Source organism: Embleya sp. NPDC059237 (genome assembly GCF_042754105.1).
Lineage (GTDB): Bacteria > Actinomycetota > Actinomycetes > Streptomycetales > Streptomycetaceae > Embleya.
The window spans coordinates 850,148-866,407 of sequence record NZ_JBHZAE010000002.1 but is presented as its reverse complement, the minus strand read 5'-3'; the positions used below and the strand labels follow the sequence as shown (position 1 = coordinate 866,407).

The 16,260-nt window shown below is 71.9% G+C and carries 17 protein-coding genes and 1 pseudogene; 10 read left to right on the top strand and 8 right to left on the bottom strand.

What is annotated here, in order from left to right; translation table 11 throughout:
- Nucleotides 1–12: 12 nt before the first annotated feature.
- On the top strand, nucleotides 13–687 hold the full coding sequence (locus tag ACFXKZ_RS10605) for a hypothetical protein (RefSeq protein WP_379998632.1): 675 nt from the start codon (nucleotides 13–15) through the stop codon (nucleotides 685–687).
- Nucleotides 688–715: 28 nt separating this feature from the next.
- Here the strand turns inward: ACFXKZ_RS10605 and ACFXKZ_RS10600 are convergent, their stop codons facing one another.
- Nucleotides 716–1,270, bottom strand: a complete 555-nt coding sequence (locus tag ACFXKZ_RS10600; RefSeq protein ID WP_379998630.1) for a hypothetical protein — start codon at nucleotides 1,268–1,270, stop codon at nucleotides 716–718.
- A gap of 177 nt (nucleotides 1,271–1,447) precedes the next feature.
- Here ACFXKZ_RS10600 and ACFXKZ_RS10595 point away from each other — a divergent pair, with 177 nt between their 5' ends.
- Entirely contained in the window at nucleotides 1,448–2,125 is a 678-nt protein-coding gene (locus tag ACFXKZ_RS10595) for a response regulator transcription factor (RefSeq protein ID WP_126635589.1), read from the top strand.
- A gap of 149 nt (nucleotides 2,126–2,274) precedes the next feature.
- Complete coding sequence (locus ACFXKZ_RS10590) at nucleotides 2,275–3,636, top strand: sensor histidine kinase (protein ID WP_379998710.1); 1,362 nt, start codon at nucleotides 2,275–2,277, stop codon at nucleotides 3,634–3,636.
- A gap of 428 nt (nucleotides 3,637–4,064) precedes the next feature.
- Here ACFXKZ_RS10590 and ACFXKZ_RS10585 read toward each other — a convergent pair whose 3' ends face one another.
- Both ACFXKZ_RS10585 and ACFXKZ_RS10580 read right to left on the bottom strand, forming a co-directional pair.
- Complete coding sequence (locus ACFXKZ_RS10585) at nucleotides 4,065–5,294, bottom strand: styrene monooxygenase/indole monooxygenase family protein (protein WP_379998628.1); 1,230 nt, start codon at nucleotides 5,292–5,294, stop codon at nucleotides 4,065–4,067.
- A gap of 170 nt (nucleotides 5,295–5,464) precedes the next feature.
- Nucleotides 5,465–5,938 (bottom strand): hypothetical protein, encoded by a 474-nt coding sequence (locus ACFXKZ_RS10580; protein WP_379998626.1) that lies wholly within the window; start codon nucleotides 5,936–5,938, stop codon nucleotides 5,465–5,467.
- Nucleotides 5,939–6,104: 166 nt separating this feature from the next.
- On the opposite strand from ACFXKZ_RS10580, the gene ACFXKZ_RS10575 reads away from it, so the two are divergent.
- On the top strand, nucleotides 6,105–8,618 hold the full coding sequence (locus ACFXKZ_RS10575; RefSeq protein WP_379998624.1) for a DEAD/DEAH box helicase: 2,514 nt from the start codon (nucleotides 6,105–6,107) through the stop codon (nucleotides 8,616–8,618).
- A gap of 82 nt (nucleotides 8,619–8,700) precedes the next feature.
- The gene (locus ACFXKZ_RS10570) at nucleotides 8,701–9,078 is read left to right on the top strand and encodes a hypothetical protein (protein WP_379998622.1); all 378 of its coding nucleotides are present in this window, start codon (nucleotides 8,701–8,703) and stop codon (nucleotides 9,076–9,078) included.
- Between the two features lie 21 nt (nucleotides 9,079–9,099).
- On the opposite strand, the gene ACFXKZ_RS10565 is transcribed toward ACFXKZ_RS10570, so the two are convergent.
- From ACFXKZ_RS10565 to ACFXKZ_RS10555, 3 genes and pseudogenes are all read right to left on the bottom strand, one after another.
- On the bottom strand, nucleotides 9,100–9,957 hold the full coding sequence (locus tag ACFXKZ_RS10565; protein WP_379998620.1) for an aminoglycoside phosphotransferase: 858 nt from the start codon (nucleotides 9,955–9,957) through the stop codon (nucleotides 9,100–9,102).
- 197 nt (nucleotides 9,958–10,154) lie between these two features.
- Nucleotides 10,155–10,559: a DUF2867 domain-containing protein gene (locus ACFXKZ_RS10560; RefSeq protein ID WP_379998708.1), complete on the bottom strand. Its 405-nt coding sequence runs from the start codon at nucleotides 10,557–10,559 to the stop codon at nucleotides 10,155–10,157.
- 87 nt (nucleotides 10,560–10,646) lie between these two features.
- Nucleotides 10,647–11,228: pseudogene (locus ACFXKZ_RS10555) on the bottom strand (DUF2867 domain-containing protein); the annotation flags it as partial.
- A gap of 101 nt (nucleotides 11,229–11,329) precedes the next feature.
- Here ACFXKZ_RS10555 and ACFXKZ_RS10550 point away from each other — a divergent pair.
- Both ACFXKZ_RS10550 and ACFXKZ_RS10545 read left to right on the top strand, forming a co-directional pair.
- The gene (locus ACFXKZ_RS10550) at nucleotides 11,330–11,899 is read left to right on the top strand and encodes a TetR/AcrR family transcriptional regulator (RefSeq protein ID WP_379998618.1); all 570 of its coding nucleotides are present in this window, start codon (nucleotides 11,330–11,332) and stop codon (nucleotides 11,897–11,899) included.
- Between the two features lie 118 nt (nucleotides 11,900–12,017).
- Entirely contained in the window at nucleotides 12,018–13,124 is a 1,107-nt protein-coding gene (locus ACFXKZ_RS10545; RefSeq protein WP_379998616.1) for an acyl-CoA dehydrogenase, read from the top strand.
- A 17-nt stretch (nucleotides 13,125–13,141) separates the two neighbouring features.
- On the opposite strand, the gene ACFXKZ_RS10540 is transcribed toward ACFXKZ_RS10545, so the two are convergent.
- Both ACFXKZ_RS10540 and ACFXKZ_RS10535 read right to left on the bottom strand, forming a co-directional pair.
- Entirely contained in the window at nucleotides 13,142–13,351 is a 210-nt protein-coding gene (locus tag ACFXKZ_RS10540; protein ID WP_379998614.1) for a hypothetical protein, read from the bottom strand.
- A 339-nt stretch (nucleotides 13,352–13,690) separates the two neighbouring features.
- A complete protein-coding gene (locus ACFXKZ_RS10535; protein ID WP_379998612.1) occupies nucleotides 13,691–13,909 on the bottom strand; it encodes a hypothetical protein in 219 nt (72 codons plus the stop codon).
- 141 nt (nucleotides 13,910–14,050) lie between these two features.
- Here ACFXKZ_RS10535 and ACFXKZ_RS10530 point away from each other — a divergent pair, with 141 nt between their 5' ends.
- Genes ACFXKZ_RS10530 through ACFXKZ_RS10520 form a run of 3 tightly spaced genes read left to right on the top strand, consistent with a single transcriptional unit; the run spans nucleotide 14,051 to nucleotide 16,249 of the window.
- The gene (locus ACFXKZ_RS10530) at nucleotides 14,051–15,403 is read left to right on the top strand and encodes a helix-turn-helix domain-containing protein (RefSeq protein WP_379998610.1); all 1,353 of its coding nucleotides are present in this window, start codon (nucleotides 14,051–14,053) and stop codon (nucleotides 15,401–15,403) included.
- 16 nt (nucleotides 15,404–15,419) lie between these two features.
- Entirely contained in the window at nucleotides 15,420–15,731 is a 312-nt protein-coding gene (locus ACFXKZ_RS10525; RefSeq protein ID WP_379998609.1) for a 4a-hydroxytetrahydrobiopterin dehydratase, read from the top strand.
- Nucleotides 15,683–16,249 carry an HD domain-containing protein gene (locus ACFXKZ_RS10520; RefSeq protein WP_379998706.1) on the top strand — a complete coding sequence of 189 codons (567 nt, stop codon included), beginning with the start codon at nucleotides 15,683–15,685 and terminating at the stop codon, nucleotides 16,247–16,249. The genes ACFXKZ_RS10525 and ACFXKZ_RS10520 overlap by 49 nt, the downstream gene beginning before the upstream one ends.
- The last annotated feature ends 11 nt before the right edge of the window (nucleotides 16,250–16,260 follow it).

Sequence of the window (16,260 nt, the reverse complement as noted above, 5' to 3'; positions counted from 1 at the left end):
CAGTCCATAGGCGTGGCACCTGATACGAACGCACTCGTCCGCTCGACCAAGAACCTGATGGAGATGGTCGACCTCCTCGGCAACACCAGCCCGCCGGAGGCGTACGACGCGATCGCCGAGCAGTTGGCGAACACGCGGCGTCTGCTCGGTCAATTGACCGCGCCGGCGCCGACCACGCTGTGCAACGAGCATCCGCACGGCCCGGTCGACGAGGACGCGCGGGACAAGTGCCTGTTCTGCGAGAACCGGCGACGGCGCGGCCGGGCCCGGGACGCGGCCGACGCACGGCCGCGTTCGGCGCCGTGTCCGCGACACCCCGAGCGCGGTCTGCTCGCGCTCGGCGAGACGTGTCCGCTGTGCGGTGGCCCCGAGGGCGCGTCGATGTCGCGTCAGGGCGTGCCGAGCGTGCGCGACCCGCGGCCGGCGCCGTTGGCCGGTGTCCGGGGCGTCGACATGCGGCTGACCGTGCTCACCCGGCAACTCGCCGGGATGGCGGGCGAACCGGGCCAGGACGCGCGCGGGGAGGCGTTGCTCGCCGCGGCGGTCGACGCGCTCAAGGGCGCCCAGGGGCTGATCCAGGCGGCCAACGCGTTCTCCGAGGGGCGCGGCGACGAGGCGTACAACACCGCCACCCGGGTCGCGCGGGGTCTGCGCGCCACGGCCGCCGAGGTGCTGGAGGACCTGTGAGCCGGGTGGGTCGCGGGGCGCGGGGGCGTCAGTCCTCGTAGGTCGAGGCGATCGGGTCGTGCCCGTTCCACACCACGAAGACCGACGAGGTCTGTCCGTGTCGGACGAAGTCGACCCGGATCCACCGGTCGCCCGGCCACACCTTGACCGCCCAGCCCGAGTTGGGTGTGGCGGCGATCAGCGTCGCGGTGGTCGCCTGGTACCGGAACGACGCCCGACCGCCGCGCACCTCGAAGCTCTGCACCGCCGCGGCCGGTTGCTCCCGCAACTGCGCGGGCGGCGGCGCGGGCGGGGCCTTCGTGGTCGGTGGGGTCGTGGTCGGGGGCGGGGACGACGAGGTCGGCGGCGGAGTGCGGTTGACCGCCGAGATCAGGTCCGGCGCCTCGGAGGTCGGTGGCGCCGAGGGCGTGGGCGGCGATGTGGACACCGAGGGCGGCGGTACGTTCCCGGCCACCGGGCTCGGCGGCCGGGGCGGCTCGAACACGGTCTCGCGCAGCACGCTGCGCACCCCCCACCAGGAGAGCGCGACGGCGACCGCGGTCACCGCGAGCCACACCGAGATCGACGTGATGATTCTCCGCACGAGCCCTATCCTCCCGCCCCGGGCCCACCCCTCCCCGGCGGGGTGGGGGCGAGGTCGCGGGCCCCTCCCGGGCTGGACGGAGTGGACCGTACGGGCCCCTCCCGGGCTGGACGGAGTGGACCGTACGGGCCCCTCCCGGGCTGGACGGAGTGGACCGTACGGGTACGGTTCCGAACCATGGCACAGGTGCTCGTTGTCGAGGACGACCAATTCGTACGTTCGGCGCTGATCCGCTACCTCACCTCGTCCTCCCACGCGGTGCGCAGCGTGGGCACCGCCCTGGAGGCGCTGCGCGAGGTGGCCCAGTACTCGTTCGACGTGGTCATCCTGGATCTCGGCCTGCCGGATCTGGACGGATCCGAGGCATTGAAGATGTTGCGCGGCATATCCGACGTTCCGGTGATCATCGCGACCGCCCGGGACGACGAGGCGGAGGTGGTCCGGCTGCTCAACGCCGGCGCCGACGACTATGTGACGAAGCCGTTCTCCGGGGAGCATCTGGGTGCCCGGTTGTCGGCCGTGCTGCGCCGCGCGCGCGGCGGCAGTACACCCGAGGTGTTCACCACCGGCGGCCTGCGGATCGACACCCGGCGCCGCGAGGCGCACCTGGACGGCCGCGAACTGGAACTGACCCGGCGCGAGTTCGACCTGCTGGCGTTCCTGGCCGCGCGGGCCGGTCGGGTGGTGCCGCGACGGGAGATCCTGGCCGAGGTATGGGGTCAGGCGTACGGGGACGACCAGACCATCGACGTGCACCTGTCGTGGTTGCGCCGCAAGCTCGGCGAGAAGGCGCGGGAGCCGAGGTATCTGCATACCGTGCGGGGTGTCGGGGTGAAGCTGGAGCCTCCGGCGTGAGACTGCGCTCGGGCGGGCGCGGGGCGACGGGGCGGCGCGGGGAGGGCCGGTCGGGTGGTCGGGCGGCGGGTGCGGCGGAGCGGGCCGGCGGGTCCGTCCGGGGCCCGAGGTCGGAGCGCGGCCCGAGGCCGGCCCGGGCGCCGAGGGGGCTGCGCGGCACGCTGGTCCGGGTCTCGTTGGCGGTGACCACGATGGTGGCGCTGGCGTTTCTGATCCCGCTGGTGCTGGTGATCCGGGAGATCGCCGCGGACCGGACCTTCACCGATGCCGAGCGGCAGGCCGCCGCGTTGCAGCCGGCGCTGGTGATCACCACCGACCGGGCCGCGCTGGAGCCGGCGATCGCGAGTGTGCCGGCCGGTTCGGGCGGGCGGATCGCGATCCACCTGCCCGACGGGTCGGTGCTCGGGCGACCGCGCGCGAGCGAGCACAACGTGGCGGGCGCGCGCGAGTCGGCCCGCTCGTTCCGGGTCCGGGCGGGCGGCGGCTGGGCGCTGTTGCAGCCGGTGGTGCTGGATCAGGGGCGGATCACGGTGATCGAGGTGTACGTCCCGGACGGCGATCTCGACCACGGCGTGGGCACCGCGTGGCTGGTGCTGACCGGGGTGGCGGTGGTCCTGGTCGGCGGTTCGGTCCTGGTGGCCGACCGGCTCGGCGCGCAGGTGGTGCGCTCGGCCCGGTCGTTGGCCGCCGCCGCGCGGTCGCTGGGTACGGGCGACCTGGAGGCGCGGATCGCCCCGCAGGGCCCCTCCGAACTCCAGGAGGCCGCCACGTCGTTCAACACGATGGCCGATCGGGTCGAGCAACTGCTGGCCAACGAGCGCGAGATGGCCGCCGACCTGTCGCATCGCCTGCGCACCCCGCTGACCGCGCTGCGGCTGAACGCGGCGGCCCTCGGCGAGGATCCGGTGGCCGAGCAGACCCGGCACGCGGTGGCGCAACTGGAGCGCGAGGTGGACGAGTTGATCCGCGGCGCGCGGCGGTCCAGCGCGAGCATCGAACGGGTGGGCTGCGACGCGGCGGAGGTGGTGCGGGCCCGAATGGACTTCTGGTCCGCGCTGGCCGAGGACGAGGACCGCCCGTGGCAGCTGGTGGGCGCGGAGGTGCCGGTACGGGTCCCGGTGTCCCGGGGCGACCTGGCGGCCGGTCTGGACGCGATGTTGGGCAACGTGTTCCGGCACACCGAGGAGGGGGTGCCGTTCTCGGTCACGCTGCACGCGGGCCGGGAATCGGTGATCCTGCTGGTCGCCGACGGCGGCCCCGGCATCGCCGACCCGGAGACCGCGCTGCGGCGCGGGCACGGCCAGGGCGGCGACGGCTCGACCGGCCTGGGCCTGGACATCGTGCGCCGGCTCGCGGAGGCCACCGGGGGAGAGGTCGGCCTGGGCCGCTCGGTGCTCGGCGGCGCGGAGGTGAGCGTGCGCCTGGGTGCGGGCCGTACGGACGCGGTCACCCGGCGCAGTCGTCGAGCCGGTAAGAGTCGGCGCGGCCGGCGCCGGACCGGTGTCGGCTGAGTGACCCGGCGCCTTCGGCCGGTTGTCGACGGCGCCGATCTTCTCACTGTGAGTCACTGGTCGTGTGCCCCCCGGAATCTCGGCGACGATTCACTCTTAAGAGGGCCTTAAACCCTCGTCCCGGGCCCAATCCGGTCGGGTCGACAGGTGTTCTTCGGCCACGGTTTTCACTAGCCTTCAGAACGACGGTCCATTCGGAACCAACGGGACTCCCCCCTTTCCGAGTGGGCCAGGCGCAGCCCAATCCCCCCCAGGGTCTGTAGCCGTTCGGGGATCTGATCCCCGGCCGTTCGTGTCCCCACCCCCACCCGGGGCACGACGGCACCGGCCCGAGAGCGTGAGCTCTCGGGCCGGCCTTCTTTGTGCGCTCGTCGGTGCCGATCGTGGGGCCCGCGGTCGCCGGACCCCACGACGGGGAGCCGATCGTCCTACAGCGCGCCGACGCCGTGCAGGAATGCCTTCGTCTTCTCCGGCTCGTACATGAACTCCTCGAACTCCGCCGGGTTGTCGAACGCGCTCATGATCGCGTCGCACACGGCCGGGCAGTCGTTGCCCGCGCCCATCAGCATCTGCACGTGCTCCGGCGGGGCGCCGAGCAGGGCGGTGGAGAACTTCACCCCGTGCCGGGCGCGCTCCCAGAACGTGGCGAAGAGCGACTCCATCCAGGCCGCGTCGAACGGCCGGTCCCCGTGCGCCACGATCGCGTTCAGGTACAGGTCGGCGGCCCGCGCCGCGTTGTTGGCGCCCTGGCCGCTGAGCGGGTCGTTGGTGACCAGTACGTCGCCGATGCCCAGGGCGACTCCACCGGAGGGGAGTTGGGCGACCGGCTTGCGCACGACGGGGGAGAAGCCGCCGCTGAGCACGCACATCGGGTCGGTGAGTTCGGCTCGGCTGATCCGATCGTGATCCCACGGCGCGAACTGTCGGACCACGTCGCGCATCAGCGTCCAGTAGGCCTGCGGGTCGCGCACGCCGCCGAATACGTCCAGCGGTCCGCCGGGGATCGCCTCGAGCAGGATGATGTCGCACGGCCCGGACAGGGTCAGGCCCGGGAACATGATGATCTCGCCCGCCTCGGGGATGGCGTTGACGTGCAGCGCGTCGTGTCCCACCGCCGGCCTGGGCGTCGCGCCGTGGAAGTAGGCGACCGCCAACTGCCGCTGTGGGGTGGTGAATTCGGACTTCTCGTGGTCCCGGTCGAACATCGACACCAACTCGCCCTTGCCGGCGGCCACCACCACGAGGTCGTAGGCGCGGGTGAACCAGTCGATGTCGGACACCGCGACCGGGTGTACCACCAGGTTGCCGCCCCGGGCCACGAACAGCTCCATCCAGGCGGGCATCTTCATCCGCTGGTCCACCGACTGCGCGCCGCCCAGGTCGCCCAGCCAGTCCACCACGGGCGTGCCGTCCGGGCCGGGGATGGTGAAGCCCGCCCGGTCGATCGGCGGCACCCGGTCGGCCCACAGGTCCAGCCCGTGCGGCCGTTCGAGGGCGATCGTCGACGGCATCATGATCTGCGTCGAGGTCACCCGGCCCGCGCGTATCTCGTCGGGCGTGCGCTCGGTCATCACGGTCACGTCGTAGCCGTGGGCGAGCAATCCCAGGCCGAGCTGGAGCCCGGATTGGCCGGCACCGACGATGAGGATCCTGCGCATGGCTGAAGTCCCTTCCCCTGATCAAGTCGCATGCATCGTATGGCTCGCGCTGCGTGTTCACGGGGGCACCGACGGGAACTCGGGGGCCGCTGACCGGAGATCGGGCCACGGGGGTCGGGGGAGCGGGAGCGGGGGCGGGCCGGGAGGGCGGGGCGCTTCGGGCGTCGACGTCAGGGGTGGGGCGCCGTCCAGCGCTCGCGGGTGCTCCAGCCGGAATCCCGGTCCCGGTCGTCCCGGATCCGCACGCTCCAGTAGTACGTGGTGCCCGATTCGTAGCGGAACCCCGACGGCCGCACCCCGGCGTGCTGCGCGGAGTGCACGACCCCGCTGTCCCACACGTCCGGGTCGACGCCGCCGGCGAGCACCGTGTCCAGCGAGACCGGATCGGCGGAGATGACCAGCCGGTAGGTGCGCTGCGCGCGGTCGTGGCCCAGGTCGCCGTAGCGGACCGCCCAGCCGATCCCGTACGCCCCCGTTCGCGCCCGGTCCGACACCGCGACCACGGTCGGCGCGCGTCGGGACGCCGGCGATCCGGAGCGGGCCGCGTACCCGAGCAGGCTGCCCGCCAGTACCACACCGGTGACCAGCACCAGGCCCGTGAGCAGCACCGGGCCCACGCGTCCCACGCGTCGTGCCGACCCCACGAGCACTCCCCGTCCCAGGCGGCGGATGATCACGCCACGCTAGACATGTGACACGCGTCACCGGAAGCCCCCGTGACCGGCGCGCGGAGCGCCGCCGCCGACGCGCGGGCGAGGTCGTATCCGGGTTGCGTCCGGGACGGGGTCGGCGAGCAGGCAGGATAGACGGGTGACTCTCATCGATCTGCTCCCCGCCGAGGCCGACCCCGACGCTCTGTACGAAGCCTTCGCCGCGTACGCGGAAGAGCGCGGCCTCACCCTGTACCCCGCGCAGGAAGAGGCGCTGATCGAGCTGGTCTCGGGCAACAACGTCATCCTGAACACGCCGACCGGCTCCGGGAAGAGTCTGGTCGCCGCCGGCGCGCACTTCGCCGCGCTGGCCCGCAAGGAGCGCAGCTTCTACACCGCGCCGATCAAGGCGCTGGTCTCGGAGAAGTTCTTCGACCTGGTGGCCCAGTTCGGCACCGAGAACGTCGGCATGATGACCGGCGACGCCTCGGTCAACGCCGGCGCGCCGATCATCTGCTGTACCGCCGAGGTGCTGGCCAACATCGCGCTGCGCGACGGCGCGGACGCGGACGTGGGCCTGGTGGTGATGGACGAGTTCCACTTCTACGGCGACCCGGACCGGGGCTGGGCCTGGCAGATCCCGCTGATCGAGCTGCCGAGGGCGCAGTTCCTGCTGATGTCGGCGACGCTCGGCGACATGGACCACTTCCAGGCCGACCTGAAGCGGCGTACCGGCCGGTCCACCACGATCGTCAAGTCGGCCACCCGCCCGGTGCCGCTCTACTTCTCCTACCGGGTCACCCCGCTGCACGAGACCATCGAGGAGTTGCTGACCACGCGTGAGGCGCCGGTGTACATCGTGCACTTCACCCAGGCGTCGGCGGTCGAGCGGGCCCAGTCGTTGATGAGCATCAACATGTGCACGCGCGCGGAGAAGGACCAGATCGCGTCGGTGATCGGCCGCTTCCGGTTCACCACCAAGTTCGGCCGCCAGCTCTCGCGCTGGGTGCGGCACGGCATCGGCGTGCACCACGCGGGCATGTTGCCCAAGTACCGCCGGCTGGTGGAGCGCCTTGCCCAGGCCGGGCTGCTCAAGGTGATCTGTGGCACCGACACCCTCGGCGTCGGGGTCAACGTGCCGATTCGCACGGTGTTGTTCACCGCGCTGTCGAAGTACGACGGCCAGCGGGTGCGCCGGCTGCGGGCGCGCGAGTTCCACCAGATCGCCGGGCGCGCCGGGCGGGCCGGCTTCGACACGGTGGGCAACGTGGTGGCGCAGGCCCCCGAGTACGAGATCGAGAACCTCAAGGCGCTGGCCAAGGCCGGCGACGACCCGAAGAAGCGCCGCAAGGTGGTGCGCAAGAAGGCCCCGGAGGGTTTCGTCGGCTGGAACGAGGAGACCTACACCAGGCTCCAGGAGGCCGAGCCGGAGCCGCTGGCGTCCCGCTTCCGGGTCACCCACGCGATGCTGCTCGCGGTGATCAACCGGCCCGGCAACGCGTTCGAGGCGATGCGACACCTGCTGGTCGACAACGACGAGCCGCGCGCGCAGCAGTTGCGGCACATCCGGCAGGCGATCGCGATCTACCGTTCGTTGCTCGACGGCGGCGTGGTGGAAAAGCTCGACGCCCCGGACGAGGAGGGCCGCATGGTGCGGCTCACCGTGGATCTCCAGGCCGACTTCGCGCTCAACCAGCCGCTGTCCACCTTCGCGCTGGCCGCGTTCGACCTGCTCGACCCGGAGGCGCCGACCTACGCGCTCGACGTGCTCTCGGTGGTCGAGGCGACCCTGGACGACCCGCGGCAGATCCTGGCCGCGCAGTTGAACAAGGCCAAGGGCGAGGCGGTCGGGCAGATGAAGGCCGACGGCATCGAGTACGAGGAGCGGATGGAGCGGCTGGCCGACATCCAGTACCCGCGTCCGCTGGAGGAACTGCTCGAACACGCCTACGCGATCTACATGCGCAGCCACCCGTGGGTGGGCGACCACCCGCTGTCGCCGAAGTCGATCGTGCGCGACATGTTCGAGCGGGCGATGACGTTCGGCGACTACGTCGGCTGGTACGAACTCGCGCGCACCGAGGGCATCGTGTTGCGCTACCTGGCGAGCGCGTACAAGGCGCTGAACCAGACCGTGCCGGACGACGCCAAGAACGAGGACCTGCACGACATGATCGCGTGGCTGGGCGAACTCGTCCGCCAGGTCGACTCCAGCCTGCTCGACGAGTGGGAGAAGTTGGCCAACCCGGACGCCACGCAGGAGGAACTGGACGACATCGAGGGGCGGACCACGCCCGTCACCGCCAACGAGCGCGCGTTTCGGGTGCTGGTGCGCAACGCGCTCTTCCGGCGGGTGGAACTCGCGGCGCTGCGGCGCTACTTCCAGCTCGGCGAGTTGTCCGAGCAGGAGGGCGACACGGCGTGGGATGCGGAGCGCTGGCAGGACGCGCTGGCGGACTACTGGGACGAGCACGACTCGATCGGCACCGGTCCGGACGCGCGCGGGCCCAAGCTGGTGCAGATCACGAAGGAGGACTCGGCGTGGCGGGTCCGCCAGGTCTTCGACGACCCGGCGCAGGACCACGACTGGGGCATCACCGCCGAGGTGGACCTGACCGAGTCGGACGAGACCGGGCGCGCGGTGGTGCGGGTGGTTGCGGTGGACCGCATGTGAGGGATGGCGGCGGCCGGGACGGGACGCGCGGGGGCGCGGGTGATTGCGGCCGATCGTATGTGAGTTCGGGCAGACTGGGCCGATGACCAAGAAGCGGCTCGCCGTCGACGCACACGGCTCGATCCTGTCCCGGAACTCGCACAACTCGGTGTTGTCGATCGGGTCGGAGGGTTCGGTGCTCTCGATCGGTTCGGTGGGCTCGGTGTTGTCGATCGGCTCGGTCGGCTCCGCGCTGTCCTTCGGGTCGGTCGGCTCGACCCTGTCGTGCGTGTCGATCGGCTCGTTTCTGGGAGTGGCCTCGGCGTTCTCGGCGCAGTCGGTGTGGTCGGCGTTCTCGTTCCAGTCCAGCGGGGGCCTGTTCGACGCCCACAACCGGCGCCGCAACGCCCGCCGGGCGGCCCTGCCGGTGGCGGTGGCCGCCCTGGCCACGACGGTGGTACTGACCCGCCGGTCCCGCTGACGGCTCGGACGCCTCCCGGGTCTACGCCCAGACCTCGGCCCAGGCCCGGGCCGCGGGGGCGATCTCGGCCGCGCCCCGGACGCCGTCCGCCGCGTCCTCCTCCCATCGGCGGGCCTCGGCCCGGGTGAACGCGCGTACGCCCCGCGGCGTCGCCGTACGCCATCCCGGGGTTCGGGCTGCCCATGCTCGGGCCTGCTCGGGGGTGTGGCCGCCCGCCGAGACCAGGCGCATGCCCCACAGGGCGGGATCGATCCAGGCCGGGCCGCGCGCGGGCCAGGCCCAGTCGACCAGGCGGGCCCGAGCGCCGTCCACGAGGACGTTGCAGGCGGCCGGATCGGTGTGCATCAGGCACGCACCGGCAAGGAACGGCTCGTCCGCCGGATCGCACCAGTAACCCCAGCGATCCCACGCGGTCGGCAGCGACAGACCCGGCGTCGGGCAGCGCGCCACGTCGGCGAGGGCGGCCGGCACCAGGGGCAGGTCCGGTGACCCGGGCGCGTAATCGGCGTGCCGGCCGTCGATGCCCTCGAACGCGAGCAGGTGCCACCCGGCGGCGGCAAGGCGCCACAACACGCGCGGCGCGCTCGCGGGCAGGAACGGGTTGACCCGTTCCTCCTGGGCGAGTTCGTCGAGGGGACCCCACGTCGGCCCCCACCAACCGGGATCCTGGTGCGCGCCGTCGGCGGCGGGCACGGGGTCGCGGTCGCGTTGCCCCTTGACGAACACCGTGTGCCCGTCGGGCAGCGTCAACACCGCCGAGACGCCGCAGTTCGCGCCGGCGGGCGTGTCCGCCGCCACGAACTCGACCCCGAGCCGCCTCGCCACCGCGCCCCGCACCTCGACGGGAAGCCCGGTCCACGCCACGCGGTCGATGTTCACGTTTCACGACCCCGGCGGTGGCGGATGCTCCGGCGGCGCAGGCGGGTTCTTGTCCGGGGACACCGGCCCGGGTGGGCCTCCCGGGTTGTTCGGCGTGGACGGACCGCGAGGAGGCTTGCGCGTTTCACGCATTCCCGCAGCGTAGACCGCCCGGCCGCCCGGCGCAGAGAGTCGAATGACGATGCGTCCCGGCGGCCTCAGCGGACCCTGGCCGCGGCCTTGCGGAGTACACCGGGGACCAGGCGGCGGTGTACGGCGGACAGCGGGGGCCAGATCAGCCGGCCGAGGGTGCGTTCGTAGCGCAGGAAGGTCCCGAGTGAGACCCGCCCCTCGCTCGTGCGGACGACGAGGTTGGCGGTGAGGTACGGGGACGCCGTCTCCAACCGGATCCAGTCCTCGCCGCGTTCGGCGACACGCCAGCCGGCCACCGTGTCCGACGAGCGCCCGCGGGTGAGCCGCAGGCCGAGCAGGCCGCGCCAGATCAGGCGTTCCCCGGGGTCGGGGACGTCGCCGAACATCGCCCGGGCCCACTGCTCGGGTGTGGCGTCGCCGGCCGCGTCCGTGGCGAGGGTGAACACGTCGACGTAGTCGAAGTCCGGCATCGAGGTGAGGGCGTGGAACGACGGGGGCATGTCCTTCCGGCCCACGACGCCGTCGACGATGCCCGCCGGGCTGCCGCCTTCCGGGCTCGGGCGGCCGTACTCCCGCCAGGCGCGTTCCCATTGCCGGGTCAGCGCCGGATAGACGACGACATAACGGAACGGCGCGATGGCGGCCATGTACAGCCGGCCGAAGGTGCCGTTGGGCTTCACCAAAACCGCCATGCGCAACTCGTGGTCGCCGCTCGCGGTCGGCGCCCATCCGAGGTGCAGGATCGTGTGGACGGTCTTGTTCACCAACTCGCGGGCGCACTCGGTGTCCAGCTCGTACACGGGAGTGAGCGGCATCTCCTCGGACTCGAAGCCCGGGTTGTCGCGCAGGTCGGTGGGCAGGCGATCGCGCAGCGACGGAACCCGTGCCCCGAGGCCGGCCTTCGGCTCGTCCCAGCCGAGCAGGGCGCCGATCTTCCAGCGGGCGGCGAACAGGAACCGGGCCGGCGCACTCTGCTTCGCCAGTCCGCCGGCCGCCCGCAGCGCGGCGAGCATGGTCGGGAAGTCGTCCGGCCCGGCGCCGGGTGTGCGGAACGACCACACGTCCTCCACCCGGAAGTCGCGGGTGAGTTCGTGGATGCGCCACGGCTGATCGGTGAACGCGGTGCGGGGGAGCTTCATGGGCAGAACCGCCTCGAATGCGCGATATACGGGTGCGTATAGAATGAGGCTAGCCGTTTTATACGGCTCCGTACATCAGCAGTGAAAGTGAGGTGGGGCACATGGTGGGAACGCCGCGCACACCGCGGGACCGGTGGGTCGAGGAGGGCCTGCGTGCCCTGGCCGCCGGCGGTCCGGACGCGGTCCGCGTCGAAGCGCTGGCCAAGCGGCTCGGCGTCACCAAGGGCGGGTTCTACGGCTACTTCGCCGACCGCGGCGCCCTGCTGGAGGCGATGTTGGAGACCTGGGAGCGGGAGAGCACCGACGAGGTGATCGACCGGGTCGAACGCGAAGGCGGAGACCCCAGGACCAAGATCCAGCGCGCGGGTGCGCTCACCTTCTCCAGCGACCGCCTCCTACCCCTGGACCTGGCCATCCGCGACTGGGCCCGTCGCGACGAGGCGGTCGCGGAGCGGCTGCGGCGCGTGGACGCCCGGCGCATGGCGCTGCTGCGCGAGATGATCGGCACCTTCTGCCCCGACCCGGACGAGGTCGAGGCCCGCAGCCTGATGGCCTTCGCGATGGCGATCGGCACCCACTTCCTGGACCTGGACCACGGCCCCCGAACCAAGGCCGAAGTCCGCGCCCACGCCGCCGACATCCTCCTCGTCCGCCCCAGACCCAAGCCCTGACGCGGACCCGCCCACGCGGAACGGGCCGCGGTATCGCCCGCATTCGTCCCTCGTGCGCGTCGTCGCCTGGGTAGGTTGCCGTCAGGGGGTCGGCCGGCCCCGGGGAACTGGGGGCGACATGCGATTCCTGGAGCGGGAACGTGCCACGACGGCGAAGCTGCTGCCGGGGCTGGACGAGAGCCTGCGGGCGGTGCCGCTCATGGAGTTGGAGGGCCCGGACGCGCCCGGCATCGAGCTGTTCCGCGACAGCGGCGGCCCCGGGCTGGTGGCGCCGTCCGCCAACCGGGGTCGGGGGGCCACCGCCCTGGACGCCCTGCGGGTGCAGCGCGCACTGGGCAGCAGGTCGCCGTCGTTGGCCGTGGCCACGACCACGCACCACTTCGCGATGGCCCTCCTGGCCGGTCTGGTCACCGACCAGGGCCTGGAGTGGATGCTGGTCGAGGGGCTGGCCGCCGACAACCGCCTCGCGGCGACCGACCTCGCCGAGGAGCGCCCCGACGCCGGATTCCTCTCCGCCTCGACGACGGCCACGGAGGGGCCCGACGGGGTGCGGATCAGCGGGGTCACGCGCGCGGGCGCCCTTGCCCGGTCGATGGACCTGCTCATCGTCGGTGCCACGATCGCCCGCTCGGACGGCTCTGGCGACGAACTCGCGGTGGCGCTGGTGCCGGCGGAGAGCGAGGGGGTGAACGTCGGCGAGACGGACGCGACGAGGGAGCAGGTCACCCTCGACGACGCCCTCGTGCCGCCCGAGTTGGTGGTGCGGGCCTCGGACCTCGGCGGGCAACTCGACGCACGGCTGGGCGCGGCCTTCGCCTGGTTGCAGGTCCTGATCACGGGCAGTTGCCTCGGGGCCGCCGACGCGCTGGTCGAGCGGGTGCTGCTCGACGGCCGGGTGCCCGAGTCCGAGCGGGTCCGGCTGGTGGCGGAGGTCGAGGGCGCGATGTCGGCCGCGGAGGGCATCGCCCGCCGGATCGACGACGGCGACGCGGACGCGTCGACGCCGGCCCACTCGCTGTACGTCCGGTACTGCGTACAGGACGCCCTCTCCCGGGTGGTCCCGCGTGCGGCCGAACTCCTCGGCAACCTCGACTCCGCCGCCTCCGCAGAGGTCGCCCACCTGACCACCTGCGCCAACGCACTGCCCCTGCACCCACCGACACGCGCCCGGACGACCGGCCCACTGGCGGCGTACCTGACCGACGGCCGCCTCCCCCTCACCTGACGGCGCGCCGCCGTCGCTCAAACGGGCCGGGTCATGGGCCCGGCCCGGTACATCTCGGCAGCGGGCGCGGTGGCGGTCTTGTCGGCGAGCGCGCCGTAGTCGCACTCGACCATCCACCGGTCGCCGTCGTGCCACACGCGGGTGATGGTGCCGAGGTGGTGATGCCGCCCGCCGTCGAGCTTGCGCCACAGGTGCTCGCCGACGGACCAGGGGGGTGAGGTGGACACGAGTTCTCCTAGAACGCGAAACGGAACCAAATCGGTGGCGGTACGCGCACGGTGCAGAATCATCCGCACATAGCCGGGCGAGAACCCGACCGCGCAGGCAATGACTTCAACGGACACCCCGCCCCGGTACGCATTACCGACCGCGCCACGAAGCGCCGCTCCGGCGACCCGGCATGCCCGGCGATGCGCATCCCGTCGTCGGCTAGGCGTCCTCGCGGGGTCCGGCAGCCACCTCTGAAGCTGCTCACGTTCGGCTACGGCGGCGACGAGGCGCACGAGGACGGCCGGTCGTGCGGTGGCAGGCGTGCAACCCTCCTCGCAGGCGCTGTCGGGCATGGTTCAGCCGCCCGAGTTCGAGATCCGGTCGATCCCCGTGGGCGGCAGCGTCCGCATCAGGCGCATCCGGGCCTCGTGCACCAGCGCGGTCAATTCAGCGCGTGTCACGTCCAGTTCCGGACGGCCGGGCAGCGCGATGCGGTGGGGGTGGGTCGAGTCGCCCGATTCGGCGACGCTCACCCGGACGACGATGTCGTTGCGCGGCACAGAGACCGCCTCCATTCCGTTGAGCACCCTCGACTCGAGTCGTCGAGGGTGTGTACTGGGAACCAGCTTGTAACCAGTCAGCGGGCCTGACCCCCTCGACGTCCATGACCTGATCCGGACGCTCGGGCTGTCCGCTTCAGCGAGGACGAGGACGACATGCCGTATCCCCTCCGCCCCCTCGACGGCTCCCTGTCCCCGCGCCACCATCTCGGCGCCGAACTACGCCATTGGCGCAAACGCGCCCGGCTCAGTCAGGGCGCGTTGGGCGCGTTGGTACACGTCAGCGAGGATCTGATCGGGAAGATCGAGAAGGCCACGCGGCGCTGCGACGAGGACTTGGCCACGCGTCTCGACGAAGTGCTCGACACCGGGGGCGTCCTCGTTCGAGCATGGCGTCTCGCCGCCGAAGCGGACAGGCGGGCCGCTGAAGCGGACAGTCCCAGCTCGCCGGCATCGTCGTCGTCGACGCTGGAGCAGCCATCCACGACTGCTCCGGACGGGATCAACGTGCTTCGCAGGGACTTCATCTCAGGTGCTGCCGCCCTCACCGGAACCGCCGCCGCTTTGGCGCCACCTGCCGCACCGACGCGTCGCCCGATGTCACGCCGACCCGTGGACCCCGCGCTTGTCACCTATTTCCGCGAGCAACTGCAAGGCCACTACCGGGCAGACATACTGCTGGGCCCACACCAACTCGTCGCCACCGTCACCGCTCAGCACCAACTGATTTGCGAACTCTCGGCGAACACGACAGGCGACCTGCGACGCAACCTCCTGCGGGTCGGCGCTGCCTACGCCGCCCTCCTCGGCTGGCTCCACCAAGATGCCGGCGACCACCCGTCCTCGATCCGGTGGCGCGACATCACCCTCGACATGGCCCACCGAGCCCGCGATCACCAACTCGTCGCGTACGCCCTCGCGAACAAGGCATCGTTGTGCGTCGACTTGGGTGACGCATCCGGTGCTGTCGACCTCGCGGACGCAGCCCTGGCCGACCCGCGCGCGCTCGCCCCGAAGGTTCAGGTGATCGCCTCCGTCCACGGCGCCCATGGCCGCTCCCTCACGGGCGATCGCGCCGGCGTGGATGCCCTCCTCGGCGGGGCGCAGGAACTTGTCGAACGGATCGAAGACGACCTCCCCTGGGGCAACGCCTGCCGACGCACCCCCGGATACATCGATATCCAACGCGCCACCTGCTACGGGCGCCTCCAGGATCGCGACGCCATCGACGAGGCGGACCGCATCTGGACGCGAGTGCTCGCCGCGATGCCCGACGCCCATCGAAGGGACGTCGCGGTCTTCCGGGCCCGGCACGCTGCCGTCGCAGCGGCGGCCGGCGAGCCCGAGCGCGCGCTGTACCTCGCCGGACGCGCAACCCTCGTCAGCACGAGCACCGGGTCTGCGCGCACTCGCGCCGAGTTGGCGATACTCCGCCGGCGAATGCTGCCCTGGGCCGATCATGCATACGGCCGCGACCTCACCGAACTCCTGGCTACGATCGGCCTCTGACGACATGGGGGTGGACATGGGACTCACGCCGTTGGCCGACGATCGGATTGCCGAGCTGCTGGCCGAACTTCCCGGCTGGCAGCGCGTGGGCGACGCGATCGAGCGGACCTACACGCAGGCGTACCACGAGACGCTGCACCTGGCGATGTACGTCGGCGCCAAGGCCCGCGAGATCGGCCACCACCCCGACATCCACATCACCTGGCAACGGATCCGCTTCTCCGTCACCACCCACGACGCCGGAAACAGGCTCACCGAACGCGACTTCGAACTCGCCCGCTGGATCGACGCCATCGCCGAGGGACACGGGGCAACCCCGAGCAACTGACCGCCGTCACCTCGACAGACCCCGCGCGGGCAGGCGACAGCCGATGGGAACTGACCGCATGGGCGTGGGGAGCTGCGCTGCTGGCCTCGGTCATCGCCGAGGCGGAGGGTGCCGATCCGGCGCGGGCGGCGTTGTTGAGTGTGTGGCACGACACCGGGGAGAGTCGCACCGGGGATCTTGCGCACATCAGTCAGAAGTACGTCGGCAAGGGTGACGCGGTGGCCATCGTCGCGGACCAGTCCAAGGGCATGCCCGCCGGGTTGGGCGCGCTGATGCGGTCGATCGTGGGCGAGTACGAGGCGCGGGAGACGCCCGAGGCGGTCTGTGCGGGTGACGCGGACAAGTTGGAGTGCCTGGTGCAGGCGATCGAGTATCGGGACCGGGGGTACGTCAACGTGGAGCGCTGGATCGTGAATTCGCAGAAGCGGATCCGCACCGAGTCCGCCAGGCGCATCGCGGCCGAACTCCTGGAGACCGGCTCGCTCGACTGGCTCCGTGAGGCCATGGGCGAGTCGTAGCCGGACGCGCA